Below are 24,736 nucleotides of genomic sequence, written 5' to 3'. Positions count from 1 at the left end.
TATGCTAACTTCGCAGCATAATGCAATAGATGCTAATGGGTTTAAAACGAGCACTTGTTCTTACCTACTACTGGCCACCGAGCGGTGGTGCCGGGGTGCAGCGTTGGCTGAAGTTCGTGAAGTATCTTCGCGAATACGGCTACGAACCTGTGGTTTACACAGCCGCTAACGGCGAAATGCCGGTTTACGATCCTACGCTGGCAAACGACATTCCGGAGGGGGTAGAGGAGATACGTACTGAGATATGGGAACCGTACCATCTGTACAAAAAGATGGTTGGCGGAAACTCTAAAGAAAAAATTAATACAGGATTTCTTTCAGAAAGTGGGAACCCAAAGTTTACCCAAAAGTTGGGCGTTTGGATTCGGGGAAACTTCTTTATTCCTGATGCTCGCTGCTTTTGGATAAAGCCATCTGTAAAGTACCTTACACAGTACCTGAAGGATCATCCGGTGGATGTGATCATATCTACAGGGCCACCGCATACCATGCATATGATTGCATTGGGGTTAAAGCGTAAACTTGGGACTCCTTGGGTTGCCGATTTTCGCGATCCTTGGACAAATATCGACTTTTATAAGGATTTGATGTTAACCAAGCTGGCCGACTGGCGTCACCATAGCATGGAGAGGAGGGTTGTTCGTAATGCCGACTATGTGGTTACCGTTACCAAGCAGGATAGAGACGATTACCTTCGAATGGGGGCGAAGCGAGCAGTAACCATAACTAATGGCTACGACGAGGACGACTTTAAGCAGGATGGCATAACGCTCGACGAGTTGTTTACCCTTTCGCATATTGGGACAATACCTCCGTCGCGTAATCCCGAATCGCTTTGGAAGGCCATGTCGTTGTTGGTGAAAAAGAATGAGGATTTTGCCCGTGATTTTCAGCTTAAGCTGGTGGGCAAGGTTGATGTTTCCGTTCGCCAGATGATAGCCAAGTACGGGCTAGATGCTAACGTCAACTTTATAGACTATTTGCCACATGCCGAGGCGGTGAAGCAGCAGCTACAGTCGCGAGCGTTGCTTTTGCTGGTGAATAATACTCCCAACGCAAAGGGTATACTAACAGGAAAGTTCTTCGAATACTTGGCAACAGGTCGTCCGGTGGTGGCTATTGGCCCAACCGATGGCGAGGTGGCTGCCGTGCTTCGAAGTACAGGTGCCGGCTCGTGCTCCGACTTCGGGGATGCCGATACGTTAGCCCAAAGTATTGAAGTGCTCTATAGGCAATTTAAGGAACAAGGCGATTGCCGCAACGCATCGTCGGGAGCTAGCCAATTTTCGCGCCGCAACCTCACCGCCCAAATGGCAAAGGTGTTGGATGAGGTGGTTGGATGTAGACTTTAGACATTAGATGTTAGATATTAGATGACTGCCAACGGAAAGAGTAGATTTTCTTTAGGCTTTCCGATTTGTTTCGATTTGTTTTGCGAAGGGGAACTCTAACGTCTAAAATCTAATATCTCAATACTAAATTTTGTATGAAAAAAATCGTTACTATAGTGGGGGCTCGCCCACAATTCGTAAAGGCAGCAGCCGTATCTCGAGCAATCGCTCAGACGAGCATTAAGGAGGTGATTGTTCATACTGGACAACATTTTGATAAAAACATGTCGGATGTGTTTTTCCAGGAGATGGAGATTCCTAAGCCCGACTATATGCTCGATATCCACAGCCTTAGCCATGGAGCTATGACCGGGCGTATGATAGAGAAGATAGAGGATGTTCTTCTGTACGAAAAGCCCGATGGGCTGATGGTTTATGGCGATACCAACTCGACGCTAGCCGGGGCCATTGCCGCATCTAAGCTGCATATACCAATTATCCATGTCGAGGCAGGTTTACGCTCCTTTAACATGATGATGCCCGAAGAAATTAACCGAATTCTTACGGATAGAATATCGAGCCTACTTTTTTGTCCTACGGATGCTGCCATCGATAATTTAAAAAAGGAAGGATTCGACCATTACGGGATAAAGATCGTCAAGAATGGCGATGTGATGCAGGATGCTGCTATTTTTTATGCGGCACGTTCGGCCGAAAAGTCGAAGGTTATAGCATCGCTTGGTGTTGAAGAGGGTTTTGTGCTAGCCACCATTCATCGTCAGGAAAATACCGACGACCCTGCTAAGTTGCGTGCTATTGTTGATGGACTAAACATCATTAACCAAGAGCGTAGGGTTATTGTTCCGCTGCATCCTCGCACCCGAGGTATTCTTGCTGCACAAGGTATTGTTCCCGAGTTTACCATTATCGAGCCCGTGGGATACTTCGATATGGTAGAGCTGCTGAAGCATTGTGCTCTTGTGGTTACCGATAGCGGAGGCGTGCAAAAGGAGGCTTTTTTCTTTGGAAAGCCTTGTGTTACCGCTCGCGAACAAACCGAGTGGGTAGAGCTGGTTGAACATGGGTTTAACACCCTAGTAGGCTCCGATACTGATAAATTGGTGGATGCCTACCGCCGCTCGATGCAGCGCAGCTACAATTTTAGCATCGACCTTTATGGAAATGGTAAGGCTTCGGCTGTAGTAGCACAGGAGATAGAACGGTTTTAGAGGTTTTACGCCAAATCCATCGGCATAAAGCGAAATGTTTTTTACTTTTACGGATTAGTTGTTAGGATGGAATCCAAAGGGAGCCCATCGGCCAAAATATAATTGAAAAGAAAAGAGCCAATGCATCCATTTTTGAAGAAATCGTTGCCCCATGTTGCGGCAATTCTATTTTTCTTGGGGTTATCATATGTCCTGTTTTCGCCACAGCTACAGGGAATGCAGCTGCAGCAGAGCGATAATCAGCAATTTCAGGGAATGTCCAAGGAGCTAAACGATTATCGTGATCGAACGGGAGAAGAGGCCCTTTGGACCAACAGCATGTTTGGGGGAATGCCATCGTACCTAATATCTACGGTGTACAAAACCAACTATATTCGCTATGTAGATGGTTTCCTTCAACTAGGCCATTCGCGACCAGCCAGTTTTTTGTTCATAATGCTGCTGGGGAGCTACATCCTGATGCTTGCCTTGGGGATGAATCCTTGGTTGGGTGTTATAGGTTCGCTGGCTCTTTCTCTTTCGTCGTACTACTTTATTATAATAGCAGTTGGTCATAACTCAAAAATGATAGCCATTGCCTACCTCGTTCCTCTTATCGGAAGCATAATTCTAGCGTACCGTAAGAAGCTATGGCTGGGTGTTGCGTTGGCCGGACTGTTTCTTGGGTTGGAACTCTATGCTGGACATCCACAGATAACGTACTATGGGGCATTTGTCATCTTCTTCTTTATACTCGCCGAGGCGATTCGTTCGTATCGCGAAAAGATCATGAAGCATTTCGTAAAGGTATCTGCAGCACTTGGAATTGCGTTGGTGTTGGGCATAGGTGCAAACTTCTCGCACCTCTACTTAGTTTGGGATTACGGGAAAGACTCCATTCGAGGGAAGAGCGAGCTAACCCATAATGCTGAAAATAAAACATCGGGTCTCGATAAAGATTATGCGCTAAGCTGGAGCTATGGCATTGCCGAAACGTTCGACCTTTTTATTCCAAACCTAATGGGAGGTTCTTCTACTATTGGTCTTAAGCCCGATGGAGAAACAGCAAAGACGCTAACTGCAATGGGGCAGCCTGCCGAGATTGCTACCCAAATTCCTTCGTACTGGGGATCGCAGCCTAGCACCTCGGGGCCTGTATACATAGGCGCTGTGGTTATATTCTTCTTTGTGCTAGGGCTATTTCTTGTAGGAGGGGTAACGCGCTGGTGGCTTGTAAGCGTAACAGTACTTTCTATCTTGCTTGCGTGGGGAAGCAACTTTTTGGCGTTTTCCGAGTTCTTCCTTAAGTATGTGCCAATGTATAACAAGTTCCGTACTGTTTCGATGATTCTGGTTATTGCCGAAATCACCATCCCAATTGTTGCGTTGCTTGGCTTAAAGAAGATGGTTAATGGAGAAGCAGAAAAGGAACAGGCAATGAAAGGTCTAAAATGGGCTTTGGGTATTGCAGGTGGTGTCGCCCTATTCTTTGTGCTAATGGGTGGTTCTCTGTTTAGCTTCATATCGGATAACGATCGACAAATGTTGCCTCAGGAGGCGTTAAACATGCTTGCCTCTGCAATGTCTGCTGATAGAGCTGCGCTGCTATCGGCTGATGCTTGGAGAACGCTAATTTTTGTTGCTCTTTCGGCTGGCTTAGCATGGCTGTTTATTGCAAAAAAGATAAAGCCCGTTTACTTTATGCTCGCCCTTGGCGGACTTATTCTGGTGGATATGGTTCCGGTTAACCATCGCTACCTAAATAAGGATAATTGGGTTCCCGAGATGCAGGCTCAGGTACCATTTGCTCCATCGCCTGCCGATCTTCAAATAATGAAAGATCCTGGTAATTACAGGGTGTTAAACCTTACTGTAAGCCCTTTCAACGATGCATCAACCTCTTACTTTCACAAGTCTATTGGGGGGTATCATGGGGCCAAGATGCGTCGCTACCAAGAACTTATCGATTTCCACCTGTCTCAAAATAATATGGCTGCATTTAATATGCTTAACACCAAGTATATTATTGTACCTAACCAGCAAACACAAGCGCCCGAAGCTCAGCAAAATCCAGGTGCTCTTGGTAATGCTTGGTTCGTGAATTCCGTTAAGCTTGTGCCTAATGCCGACGTAGAAATTGAAGCGTTAAAAGGGTTTGAACCTCGCCGTATGGCTATTGTTGATAAGCGATTTGAGAAAGAGCTTAATGGCTTTATTTCAAATGCAGACACCACTGCTCGAATAGAACTTACCAAGTACGAACCAAATCACCTAACCTACAAATCGGACAATAAATCGGCGCAGTTGGCCGTTTTCTCTGAAATATACTATAGTAAAGGCTGGAATGCATATGTTAATGGGAAACCAGCATCACACCTACGTGCAAACTATGTGCTTAGGGCGATGGTTGTCCCCGCCGGAGAAAATACTATAGAGTTTAAGTTCGAGCCAAAAATGTTTAAGGTTGGCAAAACTGTCGACTTGTTCTGCTCTTTATCTATCCTGCTGTTGGCATTTGGGCTAATTGGATACGAACTTTCTAAGATATTTCGTGCACAAAAACTAGATAGCAAAACTAATGGTTAAAAGCGAAACTAAATCTATTCGAAGAGGCATCCGCAACTCCTACCTGTCGTCGATAGTGAGCGTAACGCTGGTGCTATTTCTCCTAGGCACTATGGGAATGATAATGCTAAACGCCAAGCAGCTTTCCGATAACGTTAGGGAGACTGTTGGGTTTAACATCTTTTTGAACGAAAACTTGTCGGATGCTGAGGTTAACCTTTTCAACAAGTCGTTGAAAAGCAAACCCTATGTTTTTGACACCAAGCTGACAACGAAGAGCGAAGCGGCTCAGCAGTTTTCGCAGGAGTTGGGCGAAGATTTTGTAACCTTTCTCGGGAAAAATCCGTTGCCTGCCTCGATAACAGTGCAGCTCAAGGCGCAGTATCTTATAGATGCAAATCTGAAAAGGGTTCGTGCTGATATAGAGCAAATGCCACAGGTTCAGGAAGTAGTGTTTCAGGATAATCTGGTAGAGGCTATAAATGCAAACGTAAAAAAGGTGAGCCTTATAATTATGGTATTTGCAGGTCTTCTTCTTTTTGTTTCATTAGTGCTGATCAACAATACAATTAGGCTAGCCGTGTATGCCCGTAGGCAAATTATAAACACCATGAAGTTGGTTGGGGCAACTTCGAACTTTATTCGTCGACCATTTCTGCTTCGAGGCGTTGCTCATGGCCTTTATGCAGGTCTGTTCGCTGTAATGCTACTTGTTGGCCTGTACTTCTTGGCCAAAGAGGAGGTTGGAGATGTAATTTATCTTAATAATATCCAATGGATCATTGTGTTGTTCGGTGCAATCATTGGCATTGGTGTTGTAATAAACTTTATTTGCACTTACTTTGCAGTAAGTAAGTTCCTTCGATTAAAATCGGACGAAATTCACTATTAAAAAAAGGAAAATTATGGCTAGCGAAACAAATAACGAACGCAAGAACTTTGCCCTAGGAAAAGAAAACCTGAAGCTCATTCTTATAGGCTTTGTCATCGTAATTTTAGGTTTTGTTCTTATGTCGGGTGGAGGATCGACAGATCCAAATGTATTTGATGAGAGCATTTTTAGCTTCAGAAGAATTACGCTTGCTCCAATAGTTGTTCTTGCAGGTTTTGGCTTTGTGGTTTACGCTATAATGAAAAAGCCAAAAGGGGAGTAGTTTCTTTTTGATTGCTAGCTAATTTGGGCTGTTTGATATATTGTATCTGTCCAGCTTATAGTCTTGTCATATCAGTTTTCGGATGTCTTAATTAAAGTATCGGAAAGTTGGTATGGCTTGTTTTTTAAAGTAATATTGATGAATACATTACAGGCAATTATTATTTCTATTGTTGAAGGAATTACGGAATTTCTTCCGATCTCGTCTACTGGACATATGATTATTACCCAAGAACTTTTGGGGATAGAGAGTACTGAATTTGTTAAAGCTTTTACCGTAAACATACAGTTTGGCGCTATCCTTTCGGTAGTGGTGCTCTACTGGCGCCGATTTATGCCTAAGCGTTTGGCTATTGGTGGCGATGTTGCTACCGGAGGGGGCGTTGTTGGTTTTGTAAGGAAGAAACTGCAGGAGTTTGAGCCGTCCATTACCTTTTATCTGAAGCTTTTTGTGGCATTTCTTCCTGCTGCAGTAATAGGTTTCACACTAAGCGATTTCATAGATAGCCTGCTCGAGAATGTTGTGGTAGTTGCAATATCGCTTATTCTTGGAGGAATTGTGCTGCTCTTTATTGACAATATGTTTGGCAAGGAAGATGCCGATCAGGAGGTAACCTATAAGAAGGCGCTTAAGATAGGATTCTTCCAATGTATTGCAATGGTTCCGGGTGTATCGCGTTCGGCAGCAACAATAATAGGGGGTATGGCCTCGAGGCTTACGAGGCAGAACGCTGCTGAGTTTTCGTTTTTTTTGGCGGTTCCAACGATGTTTGCCGCATCGGCTTATAAGTTGCTTAAGGATTACCAGATACTTTTCGAAGGGAATAATCTGTATATTCTGATACTAGGTAATGTAGCATCCTTTATTGTTGCAATGCTGTCAATAAAGTATTTGATGAAATACCTTACCAACCATGGGTTTAGGGTGTTTGGTTGGTATCGTATAGTTGTTGGAGCCGTTATTCTTATTTTGTTGGCTATGGGAGTTGATCTACAGGTAATGTAGGTTATCCTTACGGCTAAAATTTTCATTTTTTTGATGATAGTAAACCAAATTGATAGCACTACCAATTTTGAAGAAGGGGTAGTAATTACCATTGATAAGCCTTACAAGTGGACCTCGTTCGATGTAATTCGAAAGGTTCAGGCAATGTTGAGGTATAAGTTGGGTTATAAGAAGATAAAAGTAGGACATGCAGGAACCCTTGATCCTTTAGCTACAGGGCTGCTGATTGTGTGCATCGGAAAGGCAACCAAAAAGATTGAAAGCCTGCAGTCGGAGGAAAAAGAGTATATGGCAAATGTTTGCTTTGGTGCTACAACCCCCTGCTTCGATCTTGAAAAGCCTATAGATGCCGAATACCCCTTTGAGCATATTACCGAAGAGGGTATTCGGGAGATAATACCTCAATTTCTAGGGGAGCAAGATCAAGTAGCACCTCTTTTCTCGGCGAAGTTGGTGGACGGGATTCGTGCTTACGAACTTGCCCGTGAAGGCTCCGACCTGGAACTGAAGCCTCATCGCATTACCATTCATGAGATGAAACTGCTCCAATACAATGCTCCTGTGGCCGATTTTTTGGTTAGGTGCAGTAAGGGAACCTATATTCGCTCACTAGCTCGCGATCTTGGCCTAGCCCTCAATAGTGGAGCGCACCTTACTGGGTTGCGCAGAACTACCAGTGGCCATTTTCGGGTTGAGGATGCTTATTCTATGGAAAAAATCGAAAAAATATTCGATGAATTGAAACAAACACGAATCCGAGCCGTATAAAGGGTGCTTACTGTATCATATAAAGTATCACTAATGAAGCTTTCGCAATACAAATTTGATCTGCCGGCCGATTTAATCGCCAAATTTCCAACCCCGAATCGTGATGAATCAAGGTTGATGGTGCTCAATAGAAAAGAAAAAACTATTGAACATAAGGTTTTTAAGGATTTAGTTGACTATTTCGACGATGGCGACGTCATGGTTTTTAACAACACCAAAGTGTTTCCTGCTCGTTTGTACGGCAATAAGGAGAAGACAGGTGCTCAAATAGAGGTGTTCCTGCTTCGCGAGTTGAATCGTGAACAACGCCTCTGGGATGTTCTGGTAGACCCCGCTCGCAAGATCCGCATTGGTAACAAGCTCTATTTCGGTGATGACGACCTGTTGGTTGCCGAAGTGATTGATAATACTACATCCAGAGGAAGAACTCTTCGGTTTCTTTTTGATGGAAACTATGAGGAGTTTAAGGATGTGCTCTACAAGTTGGGTGAAACTCCGCTTCCCAAGTGGGTGCGTAAAGAGGTGGTTCCTGAAGATGCAGACCGTTATCAAACCATATTTGCAAAGCACGAGGGGGCTGTTGCTGCTCCAACGGCGGGGCTACACTTTAGCCGCGAGCTTATGAAACGTATGGAGATAAAGGGTATTGACTTTGCAGAGATTACTCTTCACGTAGGTCTTGGGAACTTTCGTACGGTAGATGTGGAAGATCTTACCAAGCATAAGATGGATTCTGAGCAGATCATCATTCCCGAAGAGGCTGTGGGCATCATAAATAGGGCAAAGGATGCAAGGAAAAATGTTTGTGCGGTAGGAACAACTGTTCTTAGAACCCTCGAAAGTTCGGTTGCAACTAATGGCCACCTAAAACCTTACGATGGATGGACGAATAAGTTTATTTTCCCTCCTTACGATTTTTCGGTGCCAACTAGCATGGTCACCAACTTCCACCTGCCATTGTCGACGCTGCTTATGATGGTTTCGGCTTTCGCAGGCTACGACTTCCTTTTTGAGGCTTACGAAATTGCGCTAAAAGAGAAGTATCGTTTTGGAACCTATGGGGATGCTATGCTTATTCTTTAGGTTGTTTAGAGTTTTCAATAATAAGAAAAGGCCCGCAACAGCGGGCCTTTTCTTATTATTGAAAGTGCAATCTGTTAAAAACAAAAAAGGCGCCGTTCCCGACGCCTTTTGCTCCTCAACTAGGACTTGAACCTAGGACCCCCTGATTAACAGTCAGGTGCTCTAACCGACTGAGCTATTGAGGAATTTTATATCACCTCGTTTTCGTAAGTGCGGTGCAAATATAGTTGCTCCTTTTAAATCTTGCAAGCCCTATTGCAACTTTTTTGTGATTAAAAGATAATAGGGTGTTACGTAAAAATATAAAAGCCCAAACTCAATGTTTGGGCTTTTGCTCCTCAACTAGGACTTGAACCTAGGACCCCCTGATTAACAGTCAGGTGCTCTAACCGACTGAGCTATTGAGGAATAGTGTGCTTGATTTCTCAAATGCGATGCAAATATAGCAGATCTTTTTATTTCCTGCAAGACTTAGGATGATAAAAGAACTATGCGCAATGTGTAAAATTCTGAGGTGCGTGTAAAATGCTTCTGTTATTCAGTGTTTTAAAATGAAGGTAAAATTGAATAAAATATGGCCTTCTGATTTTGTTTTCGCGTAAAGTAGGTATCTTTGGCCCTCAGTTATCAAAAAAAACAGAAATAAGATTTACTAGATGGCATCAGTATTAGGCTTAGGCAACGCTCTCGTGGACATCCTTTGTGGTGTACCTAATGACGATTTCCTTAATCAATTTGACCTACCTAAGGGTAGCATGCAGCTTATCGATGAGAATACAGCGCTAAAAATATCTCGACACGTAAAGGAGTATGAGCTGCGTAAGGCTCCTGGAGGTTCGGCTGCAAATACCATTAACGGCTTATCTAAGTTGGGGGTAAAGACTGGTTTTATAGGTAAAATTGGGCGTGATGAGATCGGAGAGTTTTTTAAGGCTGATATGATTAGAAGCGGCATTGCTCCTATGCTTACTGCTGGTAAAGCACCTTCTGGACGAGCTTTAGTTTTTGTTACTCCTGATTCGGAGCGCACATTTGCCACCTATCTAGGTGCCGCTATCGAGCTGGTTCCCGAAGAACTCGATGAAAAGGAGTTTAAAGGGTATGGCTACTTTCACATAGAAGGATACTTGGTTCAGAATCACGAATTGGTTAGACAGGCTGTTAAAATAGCCAAGAAGCATGGCTTAAAAATTACTCTTGACTTGGCCAGCTACAATGTAGTAGAGCAAAATATGGAGTTTTTGGATGAGATAATTCGCGATTATGTTGATATCGTATTTGCTAATCAGGATGAGGCAAAGGCATTCACTGGTCTTGATCCTGAAGGAGCGCTATCGGAGCTTGCGGGTCTTTGCGATATTGCAGTTGTAAAGGTTGGTCGAAAAGGGTCGCTTATTCAGCGCGGAACGGAAGTTCATAAGATAGGTATTATAGATGCAACACCTCTCGATAAAACGGGGGCGGGAGATCTATACGCTTCTGGCTTTATCTACGGGCTGATCAACAAGTATCCGCTCGGCATTTGCGGAGAGATTGGCTCTATTCTTTCCGGTAAGGTTATTGAGGTTATTGGTCCTAAAATGGACGATCATATTTGGGAAAGCATCAAGGAGATGATCTCTAAAGTTGTTCCAAAATAAGGGTTGATCTTTACGAAGCTTTCTATATATTTGAGAAGAAATGTTACTCTCAAATATTTACAAAAACGTAATTTTTCACGCCATGTTTCCAAAAGAAGTATATATAGAGCGCCGAAGCCGTCTTCGTAGCAAAATTCGTTCGGGGATTGCGCTGTTTGTTGGAAATTTTGAAATGCCAATGAACTATCGCTCCAACACCTATCGCTTTCGTCAGGATAGCAGCTTTCTTTACTTTTTCGGGCTCAATCAGCCAGAGCTAGTAGGGGTTATGGATTTTGATGCTGGAACCGATAGCATTTACGGTAACGATGTCGATATTGAGGATATTATCTGGATGGGACCCCAGCCAAGCCTTAAGGAGCAAGCAGCCGGGGTTGGTGTTGTTACTACGTGCCCTTTGAAGGATCTGCAAGGAAAAGTTAATGCAGCCATAAAGGCAGGACGAAAGATTCACTTTTTACCTCCATATCGTCATCAGAATATGATGGTGCTCAATGATCTTTTGGGCGTTAACTATGGTGTTTTGTCTAAGTACGTTTCCAAAGAGTTGGTTAAGGCTGTGGTTAGCTTGCGCTCCATTAAGGATAGCTACGAAATAGCAGAAATAGACAATGCCTGTAATGTTGGCTACCAGATGCATGTTGCCGCAATGAGAATGTGCAAGCCGGGCGTTTACGAGCGCGAGATTGCCGGATTTATCGAGGGAATTGCGCTTCAAGGTGGTGGTGGGGTTTCTTTCCCTGTTATTCTATCGCAGCATGGCGAGACCCTGCACAACCATTACCATGGAAATATGCTTGAGGCCGGTAAGCTGATGATTACGGACGCTGGGGCGGAAATTGCGTCTGGATATGCCTCTGATTTTACGCGCGTAACGCCTGTTGGAGGAAAGTTTACCCAAAAGCAAAAGGACATTTACAACATAGTGCTAGCAGCTAACAACAATACGACTATGCTAGCCAAGCCTGGTGTTAAGTATCAGGATGTACACCTTGCTGCTGCACGAACAATCACCGAAGGGTTGATGTCGCTTGGGCTTATGCACGGAAATGTTGACGATGCCGTAAAGAACGGGGCTCATGCGCTATTCTTCCCTCACGGGTTGGGGCACATGATGGGGCTCGATGTTCACGATATGGAAGATCTTGGAGAGGACTTTGTTGGCTACGATGAGGAAACTTCGCGTATCGACCAGTTTGGGACGGCCTACCTTCGCTTAGGGCGCCGACTAGAACCTGGTTTTGTTATCACCAACGAGCCCGGAATCTACTTTATTCCTGCACTAGTGCAGAAGTGGAAAGAGGAGAAGATCAACAGCTCGTTTATCAACTTTAGCAAGGTGGAGGAGTATCTCGACTTTGGTGGTATTCGTCTTGAGGATGACTTGCTTATTACCGATAAAGGATGCCGTCTTCTTGGAAAGAAGCGTATTCCAATTACCGTAGAGCAAGTTGAGGAAGCTGCAAATAGCTAACAGTATACTATAAGTAATAGGGAGAGCTGCTCGTTTTTGCGGGTAGCTCTTTGTTTTCAAATGGATGACAATGAAGATTTGTGTTTACTGCGCATCGAGCGATAAGGTTGCCGACAAGTACTTTGAGGTAGCAGAGATTCTTGGTAGGCAGATGGCAAGGGAAAAACATGTCCTTGTTTACGGAGGTGGTTCGATGGGACTAATGGGACGTATTGCTGATGTTATGATAGCGAATGGGGGGCATGTTCGTGGTGTAATGCCTCGTTTCATGGATCAGGTGGAGTGGAGCCATAAGAACATCAGCGAGATGGTGCTTGTTGAGGATATGCACGAGCGCAAGAAGCTGCTCGTAGAGGGTGTCGATGCTGTAGTGGCGCTTCCAGGAGGTTGCGGAACCCTGGAGGAGCTGTCGGAGGTGATTACCCTTAAGCGCTTGGGCAAGTTCACCAAGCCCATCATCATCCTTAACCTCGATGGGTTTTACGATCCGCTCCAAATGCTGCTCGATAGGATGGTGGAGGAGCGCTTCATGCGCCCCGAACATCAGCGCATGTACACCTTTGTTGAAAGGGCTGAGGATATCATTCCTGCCATAAAGAGCGCCCCTGTATGGGATGCCGATGCCATTGCGTTTGCTGCCGTATAGCTGCTGGGGGCGAGATGTGCTAACCCATCGGTGGTCGACCATTTTTTAGAGCAATTAGGTGGTCACCCCTCGATGGTCGAGCATTTTTTGGAGCGTTTAAATGGTCACCCCTCGACGGTTGACCATTTTTTGGAGCATTTAAGTGGTCATCCACCGGTGGTCGAGCATTTTTGGGGGCATTTAGATGGTCACCCATCGACGGTTGACCATTTTTTGGAGCGTTTAAGTGGTCATCCACCGGTGGTCGAGTATTTTTTAGAGCATTTAGATGGTCATCCATCGATGGTTTAGCATTTTTTCGGAGTAGGGGAGAGGTGTCGAACCGATGCCAGAAGAGCCAGCTCGGTAATGGGCTGGCTCTTCTGGCATGCGGTATTGGGCTACTGCTTGTCAGTAGCGCTGCTGTTGACGAGGTAGAAGAGGCGGGTGCCGTCGATCTCCTCGCTGCCAATGGGCTCTCCAACGATGGATGGCGCTTTCACCCCCTTAAAGAATAGCTTAGGACCGTAGAAGATGCGTGCCTCGTCCCAGTAGCCAAGCGTAATTAGGTTTTGCAGCGTTTTCGAACCTCCTTCAACGATGATCGATTGAATATTTTTCTGTACAAGGTAGTCCAGCATCTGCACCTCTGCATCCTTGGCAAAGTCTATCGAAACAACGTCGAGGAATGGAATGTGGCTGAAGAGCTCTTTCCTGGTGCTGGAACCCGAGTTTTTCCCGGTGAATACAACGGTTGGTTGGGTGCCATCAAAGATTGCTCTATCGTTGGGGGTAGCCAGCGTTCTATCAATAAGAATTCGGGTTGGATTGCTGCCATGCCAGTAGCGCACGTTTAGCTGGGGATTGTCGTTAATGACCGTCTTATTGCCTACGAGTATGCCATTTTCCTCGCTTCTCCAGCGGTGTACCAGCGTTCGGCAGGCGTTGTTGGTTATCCAGTTGGGCTCTATTGGCGAGTCGGCGGTGCGCTCGATGTCGATGAAGCCATCGAGGGTTTGTGCCCATTTTAAAATGATGTAGGGGCGTTTTTTTGTGTAAAAGGTGATAAATCTACGGTTTAGCCATTTCGCCTCGTCTTCAAGAATGCCAACGGTAACATCAACTCCGTTGGCTCTGAGCTTCTGGATTCCGCTGCCAGATACCTTTTCGAAGGGATCAACCATGGCAATAACAACCCTTGGGATTTTATGCTCAAGGATAAGATTGGTGCAGGGTGGGGTTTTTCCGGCATGGTTGCACGGTTCGAGCGATACGTATAATGTCGATTCGCGCAGCAGGTCCTTGTCTTCAACTGCGTTTACCGCATTAACTTCGGCATGAGGCTCTCCGAATTTACGATGATACCCTTCTCCGATGATCTTCCCGTTATGTACGATGACTGCTCCAACCATAGGATTTGGAGCTACGTTTCCCAATCCACACTCAGCCAGCTCGAGGCATCGCCTCATGTATTGCTCATGAATATTGTTAACCATCCCGTTTTATCTTACTTTTAAGATCCGAAAATTAGCAGATTTAGCAACGTAATCAAAGCCAATGAGCATAAAGAATCGCACCATATTTTGCCGCTACCAAAAGATGCTGGAGTCTATTTATCCTGCCGAAGAAGCAAAGGAAATGGTTTACAGGCTGGCTGAGCATTTTTTGGGAATCGCTAGGCCGCAGCTCCTATTGTTACTCGATCAGGCCGAGGATGTGGAGTTGTCAAGGTATATAGAGGTTTCAGCTCAGAGGCTGCTTCAGCACGAGCCGTTGCAGCACGTAATAGGCGAGGTGGAATTCTACGGATGTCGCATTAAGGTAAACCCCAAGGTGCTCATACCTCGCCCCGAAACGGAAGAAATGGTAGATACCATTATAAAAGACTGGAGGGGGAAGAATCCAAGAATCATAGATTTCGGAACCGGCAGCGGTTGCATTCCTATATCGTTGGCAAAGGCACTTCCCCATTCCGCAGTGCGTAGCGTCGATATCTCTGGGGAAGCCTTGGAAATCGCCCGCGAAAATGCGCTGTTAAACGGGGTTGATGTCGATTTTGTGCAGGCAGATATGCGAGCCTACAGCGATAGCGGCAGCTACGACATCATTGTAAGCAATCCGCCTTACGTGATGGACTCCGAAAAAGAGCAGATGCGCGATAACGTACTCCGCCACGAGCCCCATCTGGCGCTTTTTGTTGACGATGGCAACCCGCTTGAGTTCTATATCCCGATAGCCGAATTTGCCTCCCGCTCGCTTGCTGCCGAAGGGGCAGTCTATCTGGAAATAAACCAGCAGCTAGGGAAGCAAACCTCCGAGTTGTTTGCCGCTAAAGGGATGAATGCCGAGGTGAGGCAGGATATGTTTGGGGTCGATCGATTTGTAGTTGTGCGATGGAAGTAGGACGTCAGGGAAAAAGTCTCTCGAAGAAGGAGGCGCTGGAGCGCTTGGAACTGCTATGCTCTAAGCGCGAGGTGTGCATCTCGCAGGTAGAGGAGAAACTCTACCGATGGAATGTTGATCCTAGCGAGCGTCCGAGCATCGTGGAGTTTCTTGTAGGCAATAGGTATGTTGATGATAAAAGGTTTGCTGTTGCCTTTGCTCGCGATAAGTTTCGGTTTAGCAAGTGGGGGCCCCATAAGATAAAGGTGCACCTTCAGGCGAAGCGCATAGATGCCGAATACGTTGCCGAAGCGCTGCAGGAAGTTGAGTTGGATGAGCTGCCATCGGCTGTGGTTCGGGAGCTGCAGCGCAAGTCCGAGACGGTAAAAGCAAAGAATTCGTACGAGCTAAAGATGAAGCTGGTTGCGGTAGGGTTGCGCAAGGGCTTCGCGTACGATCTTGTAAGCAGGGCGGTAGACCAAATCCTCGAGAAATAAGAAAGGCTTACCGAAGTAAGCCTTTTGTGTGGAGAATATCGGAGTCGAACCGATGACCTCTTGCATGCCATGCAAGCGCTCTAGCCAGCTGAGCTAATCCCCCGTCGATTTTGGTAATGCAAAAGTAAATCTTTTTTGGAATAGGACAAGAGTTCGGGTGCATTTTTTGTAAAATGGAGCCTATTTAGAAAGTGAGTTTGTCTTTTTTTAAAAAACTCTTTTGATTTGTTTGTTTTTATAATAATGCGAAATATATTTGTGGTTATCTCTGTGAGTCTAGAACAAGGCTGCAGTAAAGTTGTTATAAGAATAAAAAGCCCTTAATAAAACAGACATGGAAATCAAAAAATCGCCTAAAGCGGATCTAGAGAACAAGCGTTCTTTATTTATTCAGTTAGGATTCGTTGTGGCAATTGGTCTTTCGCTTTTCGCATTTGAGTATGATTTTGGGGAAAAACAGGAAACCCAAAGTTTTGAGGCAAAAAGTGTTACAGCAGAAGAAGAAATTGTTCCACAAACACAGCAAGAACAGCAGCAACAACAACAGCCAGAAGTTGCTCCACAGCAGATCATTTCGGATGTGCTAAAGATTGTTCGTAATGATGTTAAAGTGAGCAATGAGATAGATTTTAACATGGAAGATACTAAGGAAGCTGCTCCAATCACCATTGCAACTGCCGTTGCAAAGACTGAAGAGCCAGTTGAGGAAGAAGAAATCTTCTTTGTTGCAGAAGATATGCCATTATTTAATGGTAAGGAAGCTTCTTTAGGCTTTAGGGAGTATGTAGGTAAAAATCTGAAGTATCCAGATGTTGCCGCAGAAAATGGTATCCAAGGAACTGTATATGTTCAGTTTGTTGTGGAGCCATCAGGTTCGGTTTCTAATGTAAAGGTTCTTCGTGGTGTAGACCCTGCACTTGACAAGGAGGCTATTCGTATCGTTCAGAGTTCTCCAAAGTGGACTCCTGGAAAGCAACGTGGAAAGTCTGTACGTGTATCGTTTACATTCCCAATCAAGTTCCAGTTGAACTAATTTCTAGTTAACCATATTGGAAAAAAGCCCTGAAAATCTCAGGGCTTTTTTGTTTACCTTTGCGTTATATTTAATCTGTATATATGGGATTTGTACCAACTAGTACTGCACCAGTTCAGGAGACTGCAATCCTTATCGGCGTAATTACCGATAAACAAACCGACTTTCAAACGAAAGAATACCTCGACGAACTTGAGTTTTTGGCCGAAACAGCAGGCGCTCGTACTGTGAAAAAGTTTATTCAGCGCATGCATGTTGCCAATTCGAAAACCTATGTTGGCGCAGGGAAACTCGATGAAATAAAGGCTTTCATTGAAGAGAATGAGATAGGGATGGCCATTTTTGATGATGAGCTAACGCCTTCGCAGCTTCGAAATGTGGAGCGTCATCTTAATTGTAAGGTACTAGATCGAACTAACCTTATTCTCGACATATTTGCAGCACGGGCACAAACAGCTTATGCAAAGACGCAGGTAGAGTTGGCGCAATACCAGTACTTACTTCCACGATTGACTCGCATGTGGACGCACCTTGAGCGTCAACGAGGGGGAATTGGTATGCGAGGTCCTGGTGAAACGCAGATTGAAACCGACCGCCGTATTATCTTAGATAAAATTTCGAAGCTAAAGGAGCAGCTTAAGAAGATAGACAAGCAGATGGCTGTACAACGAGGTAATAGAGGAAGCCTTGTTCGTGTTGCGCTTGTTGGATATACAAATGTTGGGAAATCAACCCTGATGAACTTGATTAGCAAGTCGGAGGTGTTTGCAGAAAATAAGCTGTTTGCGACTCTCGACACAACCGTTCGAAAGGTTGTATTCGAGAACCTTCCCTTCCTGCTTTCCGATACGGTTGGTTTTATCCGAAAGCTGCCACACCAACTGGTAGAGTCGTTCAAATCGACGCTTGACGAGGTTCGCGAAGCAGATTTGCTCATTCACGTGGTGGATATTTCGCATCCCAACTTCGAAGAGCAGCTTAACGTGGTAAAGGAAACTTTGGCAGAAATAAAGGCTGGTGACAAGCCAGTTTACCTTGTATTTAACAAGATTGATGCTTACAGCTATGTAGAGAAAGCCGAAGACGACCTTACTCCTAAGACGAAGGAGAACTGGAGCCTAGAGGATCTTATGAATAGCTGGATGTACAAGGAGAATAATCCAGCAATTTTTATGTCGGCTAAGGAAAAGTTAAATCTCGAAAAGTTTAGAACGGATTTGTATAAGATGGTGGCTGAGATTAGCCAGGGAAGATATCCGTTTGGAAACTTTCTTTGGTAGTTTGTTCTTTGTGATTCTTTTTAGGATCTTAATTATTTTACAGATATAAATAAAAGAAGCCAGAAACTCGATAGAGTTCTGGCTTCTTTTATGGAGTTTAATATTGTTAGGCCTTAATAAAACCTTGCTTTAGCAGGTACATCGCAATTTGAACTGCGTTAGTAGCAGCACCTTTGCGGAGGTTGTCGGCAACAATCCACATGTTAAGGGTATTTGGGTGCGATAGGTCGCGGCGGAGTCGACCAACAAACACCTCGTTCTTGCCTTCGGCATAAAGAGGCATTGGGTAAACCTTGTTTGCAGGGTCGTCTTGAACAACAACGCCTTCAGTTTTCGAAAGAATATCGCGAACTTCATCAAGATCATAATCATTGGCGAACTCAACGTTTACCGCTTCGGAGTGACCTCCCTTTACGGGGACACGAACTGTTGTTGGAGATACATTGATAGTATCGTCGCCCAAAATCTTTCGGGTTTCGTTAATCATCTTAAGCTCTTCCTTGGTGTAACCACTTTCGGTAAACACGTCGATATGGGGAAGACAATTCATATCAATAGGGTAAGGGTAAACCATATCGGCTTCTTGGCCGCTTCTTTCGGCAGACATCTGCTTAAGAGCTTTTGCACCAGTTCCCGAAACAGATTGATAGGTGGAAACAACGATACGCTTAATCTGATACTTTCTATGAAGTGGAGCCAGCGCAAGTACCATCTGAATGGTAGAGCAGTTTGGATTGGCTATAATCCTATCTTCGGGAGCTAGCTCGCACGCGTTGATTTCAGGAACAACCAGTTTCTTGGTGGGGTCCATGCGCCATGCAGAGCTGTTGTCAACAACATAGCACCCGATTTCAGCAAACTTAGGAGCCCACTCTTTAGAAGCATCTCCACCAGCAGAAAATATTGCAAGAGCAGGTTTCATCCCCAAACCAGTTTGTGCATTAACAACTTTGTATGGTTTCCCTTTAAAGGTAACCTCCTTGCCAACCGAACGCTCGGATGCAATTGGAATAAGCTCGCTTACCGGGAAATTCATTTCGTCGAGGACTTTGAGCATGACGCTTCCTACAAGCCCTGTTGCACCAAATACTGCTACTTTCATCGATTTTTCTTTGATAATGTGAGAAATACTAGACAATTGTTTGGGGAAGTCAAAACAATTGCCGTAAATTTATGAAACTCATTAGAGGATGAAAAAGTCTTAACTATATTTATTAATAACATATGAAGCATTGCTTACTCTTGCTGGCGTTGTTTGGGTGCTTTCCATTCTGCTCCTTTGGCCAGTTTAGCGATGATTTTTCGAGCGAGTCTCTTGGCTCTTGGCTTCAAATACCTTCGAATAGGTGGAATGCTACTGTAGATAATGGCAATTTTGTTCTCCATCATTGCTACGACAACTCTTCGGCGGGACGTGATTACATTACCTCGAAGGTTGTGGTATCTTCTTACGAGAACGGCAAACTTACATGGCGATTTAGGGTTAAACATGGCTATTCGCCTTCTTCAAGTAATGGATGGGCATTTATATTGGCGTCGGATACTGATGCTACGGGGCTATATAATGCCTCCCAAAGTTCGTGCTTGGTTGTTGGTGTGAACTTTGCGGGTTCCGATGATTTGCTGAAAATTTGGGAACAGACATCTTCTTCGACTGGAAGCAAATCCGTTAAAGTTATTTCCTCTTCTACCTTAAACTGGGAATCAAGCGTTGGAACGTCAGCGTATGGTTACGTTGAGGTGGTACGAAATGCTAATGGGGATTGGAGCATTGGTTATTCAAAGTCATCGTTTAGTGATATTACCTCGATAGGAACATTTTCGTATACTAACCCAATACATCTCAATAATCTTGGTGTTGTTTACTGGTATACTGCTACTGCTGATCAAAAGCTATGGGTTGACGATGTCTCGTTGTCGTACGTCGAGACAAATGCTGTAGATAAAGATTCAGGGTTCAGGTCCAATACTATGTTGGATACTATTGTTGCATCTACTGCAGAATCTCGAAAGGTAACGGCGTTGACTTTTTCTATTGTCGATAAAGGGACTAAGGATGGGATGCCAACAATTGTAGAAGCCCTAGAGGTATATGTGCATGCAACTCCTAAGATTGCATTTAAGCCTGAGGCTTGGCGAAATGCGGTACAGTTGATGGCAAATGGGAAAATCATTTCTTCTTATGTGAGTTTGATAGATACTTTACTTAGAGTTGATCTAGTTAAATCTGATACTATTGCAGATGGTACTTCTAAGGAGTATAGGTTGATGCTTAATCTTCCCGATACGTTGCCTGATGGTTTCTCTGTTGCCTTTAGCTTTAACGGAATTACCCCATTGTTTACAGCATCTAACTCATCCGTTATTGGTGATCTTTCGCTACAAAAGGGGAGAACTATTAGGGCAGATGCAGTTGCAGAAAGATTTAGGATGGAACCATCCCATAAAGCTCTTTTAAAGGGACAAAGTATAGCACCTTGTTTTTATGCTATAGACTGCTTTGGAAATGTTGATGTTGAATTCTCTCAGTCCTGCGAACTGGAAATGGTAGGTAGTCAATCTATAAAACGAATTAAAAATGGGAGTAGGGGAGTTGTTGATTTTGATAGCATCGCAGTCACCGGAGAAATGTATTTATTCATAAAACTTTCCTCTGAAAATATTTCTGCATTCGAACAAAAAATAGTTCTTCTTAACGATACAACGTCAGTAGTGTCTGGAGTTGTTAAGGATACGCTGGTGGCAACCGTTAAGAATGTAAGCCCCGATGCTGGTGTCGAAATTGCTTCTTTTTATCTTAAGGATACGGGTGGTGATAAGTTGCCTACTGCTGTTAGATCGTTTAATTTCTCGATCTCTTCCTTGAAGGTTGATGCTTCAAAGGTTATTGCGGGAGCAACATTACGTGTAGGCAACGAAAGTAGAGAATGCAGGATAGCTCAACTCTCGAAAGATCTATTGCAGATTGAGGTTTTTGATGGAACCCTTTCTATTAAGGATGGGGATAGCGCTGCTGTTAGACTTGGGCTGTACCTCAGTCCTGAAGAATTCGTTGATTTAGGAGTTCTCTCTTTTAAGATTAAAGGGGTAGTTGCTGATAGCATAGGTACTTTATTTGCATCATTTCAACCAATTTCAGTAAATACAATAAAGGTACATGTCCAAGCAGATACACTTAGTTTTTCGAAAGTTCCTTCTGCTGTTAAGGCGAATACTTTTTTTGATGTCACGGTAAAGGCTTGCGATAGGTTTGGAAATACAGATGCTGATTATGAGGGATTCTGTAAACTTGTTATTGCAGGGGCAAGCGTTGTTACTCATACCCAAAAATTTTCTTCGGGGGTAGCCAAATTTGTTGGGATAAAGCTTGCCAAAAGTGGTGAATATTCGATTGATGCATCTGCCGAAGGTCTAAAAACATTGGATAAGCTTATTGTAGCCGATGATGATTCATTCTTAAAGGTATCCAATTCCCCATTCCCATCGGTTTCTGCTACTTCTACATCCAACTTCGTCGATGTACTAAAGTTTTTGGTGGTGGATACAGGCGTGAGCGATACGCTTTGTACTCGAATCACGCAGCTCTCGCTGCATGGGGTTGATACTCTTGGAAAGTTGCTTTCAACTCGTCGAATAGAAAGTTTGAGAATATGTCTGAATGGTAGGCCTGTTGATTTCTCTAGCATTTTCTTTACAGGTGGAAAGGTAACGTTGAAATTTGCCGATTCGGTATTGGTTATTCCTAACAGATCGGAGGGTGAAGTTGTGATAAAGATTCAACTTTCAAAAGTAACAGCGATGTCTCCATTTTACCTGTCACTACCAGCTGACGGAGTATTGGTTGGTTTTGGATCGTCTAGGTTGTCAAAGACTTATAGTTATTCTATACGCTCTTCGATCATAAACTACACTGTAGTAGCCGAACAAATATTGTTAGTACCTCATCCTACTCTAGTTGCACTTGAAACATTACTAAGACTAAAGTGCCAAATATCCAATCGTGAAGGAGACGTTGTAACATCATTTGCAGGAAAGGTAGCTATAGAGCAGGAGGGCTTTTCGGAAGTAAAAACTGTTGTAAGTAATGGAACTATCAGCATAGAATCGTTGAAGGCTACGAGCATTGGGAATGCTAGTATTCGTATTGTGGTGAATGATACAATTTCGGAAAAGGTTTCGTTCAAAGTGGCTCGGCAGGTTGATACGTTGGTCGCTCATGGAACTGCTGCTTCAATAATTGAGGGTTGGCGGCGTATGGCATTGGGTGGATACGTACATTCAGGCGGCGAAGGGCGATCGTTACTTTGCTATTCGATCTCACCTAGTGTCAATGCTAGAAATGTACAATGGCATTTCCGCTTTAGGTTAGATAATTCAAATTTTTCTTCTGAAAATTTTATGCGGATAGTTCTTCTGACAGATAGGGTTCCATATAAGGATTCCTCGTATGCTGCAGTTGTCCTATCTTACAAGAAAGCAGGAGGTAAGTCATTTTTCCAACTCGAAAACGTAGTAAATGGGAGGGTAATTAGCTGTTCGGATACAATTTATACCGATAGAATTGAGGGGCGGCTGACTGAAGCGTATATATATAAGGATATTGAAGGCTATTGGATGGGGAGTGTTTATGCAGACGGTTATCAGTGCTGCCATTTTGAAAGTGTTAAAATGCCATTCGTAAAGGTAGCGGAGTATTGCGGAATTGAATATCAGTGTTCTTCCTCGAATGTGGGAAAAATGCAGATGGAATCGTTTGACTTTGTAGGGTCGGAGCAGTATTTGCATATTGTTGAGGGGTACTACTCCTCGAAAGGAAATGCAGTGCTAACGGTTAATCAGCCATTAACATCTGCTGATGGAATAAGCCTAACGGCAACAAGTTATAAGGGTAGTTCGTTCTCTATTTCTGATGTTCAAGCCGATGGAGGCAAACTTTATTTTCGGATGGCTGATCCCAAAGAATCATCCTATGGAATAAAGATAGAACAACGTGTTAATGGGCAAACTATTTCTGATACGGCAACAATTCGCATCAGGTCGGGATTAGAGTTTGGCGATGTAGCAATTTCGGAGGTCATGTTTGATCCAACACCATCAGTTGGACTACCAGAGGTGGAATACCTAGAACTGTACAATCGTGTTGCCGATACGCTGCTGATTGATGGTTGGACAGTTAGGGTCAATGGCAAAGTTTGGAGATGCAACCATGCTAAGATAAACCCCAAGGGATATTTGGCCATTTCTTCTGTAAGTGGAGCCAGTGCTTTGGGCATGTATGGAAATGCTGCAAGTTCTTCTTATTTCGATGGTTTTCCCAATGATGGGGCTGATATTGCCGTTCTTAACTCACAAGGAAAAATCATTGCTGCATCGTACTATAGCAGCGAATTTCTTTCTAAGGAAGGAGCTGAAGGAGGAGTGTCTCTTGAAAAGTTAGATATTTCCAGCACTACAGAATGCCGCGAGAATTGGGCCGCTTCGGAAGATGTAAGAGGAGGAACTCCTGGTTTTGCAAATTCTATATCGGGGAAGGTTGTAGATACAGAACCTCCCATAGTAGAGAAACTATCTGTTAGTGGTGTAAACACTGTAAGTATAACATTTAATGAGCCAGTAGTAGTTGGTCAAGGTTTTTCTATTATGCTAGATAATAGAAGAGTAGAGGCTACGCTTAAGCACAGTAAAGAGTCGGAGCGGGCTATATGTATAATCTTATCACGGGATTTGGAACTCAATGTTTCTCAATTACTCGTTATTGCTGATGTCGCAGACTATTCTGGAAACGTTTTTACTTTGCCGATTCAGGTTGCACGCTGTGAACCTCCCGTTAAGGGCGATTTAACCATTAATGAAGTACTCTTTAACCCCGAAGGGGATTGTTCTGATTATGTAGAATTGGTAAATATATCAGGTAAGCCTATCGATTTAAGCAGTGTTGTCCTTTGTCGGAGGAATGCAGAAGGGAAGTTAGATGAGAGGAAACGAGTTTCTGAAACTTCTTTCATTCTTCGACCTCAAGAATATGTGCTCCTTTGCTCTACTCCTGAGGTAATCGCGTTGATATATCCACGGAGCAACCCAACGAACTTTAAAAAACTTAGATCGATGCCTTCTCTTCCAAATGATGCTGGAGTTGTTGTGGTGGCTGATACCGCTTTGAATGTTATTGATGAGTTTGCCTATTCAGAACGGATGCATTTTAGAATGCTTCCTACATTTGATGGCGTGAGCCTTGAGCGGATTAACTTTAATGAATCGAAGTGGCAGTCTGCATCTAAAGAAGTGAACTATGGAACTCCTGGTGCTGAAAATTCTCAGCTTTTAAAAAAAGATGATTCAAAACGTATAATAAAGTTGGCGGCTTCTGTTATTTCGCCTGACGGTGACGGTGTGAACGACTATTTGGCGATGTCGTATCATTTAAAGTCGGCAGGCACTATGGCCGATGTTGGTGTTTTTACGGGAAGCGGTGTGCTCGTAAAAAAGTTGTGCCAGAACGAGTTGTTAGGAACCGAAGGAACTGTAGTTTGGGATGGTATAACTGATAATGGTACAAGAGCCTCTCGTGGTATCTATATTCTTGTCTCTAAACTAGTCTATTCCGATGGAAACAGTGAAGAGGTGCGACAAGTTTTTGCTGTGGCGTATCGATAACCAACTTTTTTGACCATATTTATACTGTCGTTGTTTA

19 protein-coding genes and 3 tRNA genes are annotated in these 24,736 nt (G+C 44.0%); 17 read left to right on the top strand and 5 right to left on the bottom strand.

Annotation, left to right across the window (positions count from 1 at the left end):
• The first annotated feature begins 35 nt into the window (after positions 1-35).
• The 8 genes from CLV25_RS02615 (at position 36) to queA (ending at position 9,114) form a co-directional block, all read left to right on the top strand.
• On the top strand, positions 36-1,352 hold the full coding sequence (locus CLV25_RS02615; protein ID WP_131838073.1) for a glycosyltransferase family 4 protein: 1,317 nt from the start codon (positions 36-38) through the stop codon (positions 1,350-1,352).
• Between the two features lie 134 nt (positions 1,353-1,486).
• The gene (gene wecB / locus CLV25_RS02610) at positions 1,487-2,560 is read left to right on the top strand and encodes a non-hydrolyzing UDP-N-acetylglucosamine 2-epimerase (RefSeq protein WP_131838072.1); all 1,074 of its coding nucleotides are present in this window, start codon (positions 1,487-1,489) and stop codon (positions 2,558-2,560) included.
• 120 nt (positions 2,561-2,680) lie between these two features.
• Positions 2,681-5,125: a YfhO family protein gene (locus CLV25_RS02605; protein ID WP_131838071.1), complete on the top strand. Its 2,445-nt coding sequence runs from the start codon at positions 2,681-2,683 to the stop codon at positions 5,123-5,125.
• Entirely contained in the window at positions 5,118-5,996 is an 879-nt protein-coding gene (locus CLV25_RS02600; protein WP_131838070.1) for a cell division protein FtsX, read from the top strand. Before CLV25_RS02605 ends, CLV25_RS02600 begins: the two co-directional genes overlap by 8 nt.
• Before the next feature lie 13 nt (positions 5,997-6,009).
• Positions 6,010-6,258 (top strand): DUF3098 domain-containing protein, encoded by a 249-nt coding sequence (locus CLV25_RS02595; RefSeq protein WP_131838069.1) that lies wholly within the window; start codon positions 6,010-6,012, stop codon positions 6,256-6,258.
• Positions 6,259-6,396: 138 nt separating this feature from the next.
• Positions 6,397-7,263, top strand: a complete 867-nt coding sequence (locus CLV25_RS02590; protein WP_131838068.1) for an undecaprenyl-diphosphate phosphatase — start codon at positions 6,397-6,399, stop codon at positions 7,261-7,263.
• Positions 7,264-7,296: 33 nt separating this feature from the next.
• Complete coding sequence (truB, locus tag CLV25_RS02585) at positions 7,297-8,031, top strand: tRNA pseudouridine(55) synthase TruB (RefSeq protein ID WP_131838067.1); 735 nt, start codon at positions 7,297-7,299, stop codon at positions 8,029-8,031.
• 33 nt (positions 8,032-8,064) lie between these two features.
• Positions 8,065-9,114, top strand: coding sequence for a tRNA preQ1(34) S-adenosylmethionine ribosyltransferase-isomerase QueA (gene queA / locus CLV25_RS02580; protein WP_131838066.1), 1,050 nt, complete (start codon positions 8,065-8,067; stop codon positions 9,112-9,114).
• A gap of 111 nt (positions 9,115-9,225) precedes the next feature.
• On the opposite strand, the gene CLV25_RS02575 is transcribed toward queA, so the two are convergent.
• Both CLV25_RS02575 and CLV25_RS02570 read right to left on the bottom strand, forming a co-directional pair.
• Positions 9,226-9,299, bottom strand: a tRNA-Asn gene (locus CLV25_RS02575).
• 149 nt (positions 9,300-9,448) lie between these two features.
• Positions 9,449-9,522 (bottom strand) — tRNA-Asn (locus CLV25_RS02570).
• Between the two features lie 248 nt (positions 9,523-9,770).
• Between CLV25_RS02570 and CLV25_RS02565 the strand changes: the two genes are divergently transcribed.
• The 4 genes from CLV25_RS02565 to CLV25_RS02550 all read left to right on the top strand — a co-directional run bounded on the left by CLV25_RS02565 (position 9,771) and on the right by CLV25_RS02550 (position 13,165).
• Positions 9,771-10,754, top strand: coding sequence for an adenosine kinase (locus CLV25_RS02565; protein ID WP_131838065.1), 984 nt, complete (start codon positions 9,771-9,773; stop codon positions 10,752-10,754).
• Positions 10,755-10,836: 82 nt separating this feature from the next.
• Positions 10,837-12,228, top strand: coding sequence for an aminopeptidase P family protein (locus tag CLV25_RS02560; RefSeq protein WP_131838064.1), 1,392 nt, complete (start codon positions 10,837-10,839; stop codon positions 12,226-12,228).
• 70 nt (positions 12,229-12,298) lie between these two features.
• Positions 12,299-12,874, top strand: coding sequence for an LOG family protein (locus CLV25_RS02555; RefSeq protein WP_131838063.1), 576 nt, complete (start codon positions 12,299-12,301; stop codon positions 12,872-12,874).
• A 30-nt stretch (positions 12,875-12,904) separates the two neighbouring features.
• Positions 12,905-13,165, top strand: a complete 261-nt coding sequence (locus CLV25_RS02550) for a hypothetical protein (protein ID WP_131838062.1) — start codon at positions 12,905-12,907, stop codon at positions 13,163-13,165.
• Positions 13,166-13,254: 89 nt separating this feature from the next.
• Here the strand turns inward: CLV25_RS02550 and ribD are convergent, their stop codons facing one another.
• Complete coding sequence (ribD, locus tag CLV25_RS02545) at positions 13,255-14,349, bottom strand: bifunctional diaminohydroxyphosphoribosylaminopyrimidine deaminase/5-amino-6-(5-phosphoribosylamino)uracil reductase RibD (protein WP_131838061.1); 1,095 nt, start codon at positions 14,347-14,349, stop codon at positions 13,255-13,257.
• 61 nt (positions 14,350-14,410) lie between these two features.
• On the opposite strand from ribD, the gene prmC reads away from it, so the two are divergent.
• Together prmC and CLV25_RS02535 are read left to right on the top strand one after the other, a co-directional pair.
• Entirely contained in the window at positions 14,411-15,256 is an 846-nt protein-coding gene (gene prmC, locus CLV25_RS02540; RefSeq protein ID WP_131838060.1) for a peptide chain release factor N(5)-glutamine methyltransferase, read from the top strand.
• Complete coding sequence (locus CLV25_RS02535) at positions 15,247-15,732, top strand: regulatory protein RecX (protein WP_131838059.1); 486 nt, start codon at positions 15,247-15,249, stop codon at positions 15,730-15,732. The genes prmC and CLV25_RS02535 overlap by 10 nt, the downstream gene beginning before the upstream one ends.
• Before the next feature lie 29 nt (positions 15,733-15,761).
• On the opposite strand, the gene CLV25_RS02530 is transcribed toward CLV25_RS02535, so the two are convergent.
• Positions 15,762-15,835 (bottom strand) — tRNA-Ala (locus tag CLV25_RS02530).
• 231 nt (positions 15,836-16,066) lie between these two features.
• On the opposite strand from CLV25_RS02530, the gene CLV25_RS02525 reads away from it, so the two are divergent.
• Positions 16,067-16,765 (top strand): energy transducer TonB, encoded by a 699-nt coding sequence (locus CLV25_RS02525; RefSeq protein ID WP_131838058.1) that lies wholly within the window; start codon positions 16,067-16,069, stop codon positions 16,763-16,765.
• Between the two features lie 83 nt (positions 16,766-16,848).
• Positions 16,849-18,045 (top strand): GTPase HflX, encoded by a 1,197-nt coding sequence (gene hflX / locus CLV25_RS02520; protein WP_131838057.1) that lies wholly within the window; start codon positions 16,849-16,851, stop codon positions 18,043-18,045.
• 106 nt (positions 18,046-18,151) lie between these two features.
• Here hflX and CLV25_RS02515 read toward each other — a convergent pair whose 3' ends face one another.
• Positions 18,152-19,147, bottom strand: coding sequence for an aspartate-semialdehyde dehydrogenase (locus CLV25_RS02515; RefSeq protein ID WP_131838056.1), 996 nt, complete (start codon positions 19,145-19,147; stop codon positions 18,152-18,154).
• A gap of 122 nt (positions 19,148-19,269) precedes the next feature.
• Here CLV25_RS02515 and CLV25_RS02510 point away from each other — a divergent pair, with 122 nt between their 5' ends.
• Complete coding sequence (locus CLV25_RS02510) at positions 19,270-24,699, top strand: lamin tail domain-containing protein (RefSeq protein WP_131838055.1); 5,430 nt, start codon at positions 19,270-19,272, stop codon at positions 24,697-24,699.
• Positions 24,700-24,736: the final 37 nt, after the last annotated feature.

The sequence above is a fragment of the Acetobacteroides hydrogenigenes genome (assembly GCF_004340205.1).
GTDB classification, from domain to species: Bacteria; Bacteroidota; Bacteroidia; order Bacteroidales; family ZOR0009; genus Acetobacteroides; species Acetobacteroides hydrogenigenes.
This window is presented reverse-complemented; position numbering and strand designations above follow the sequence as displayed.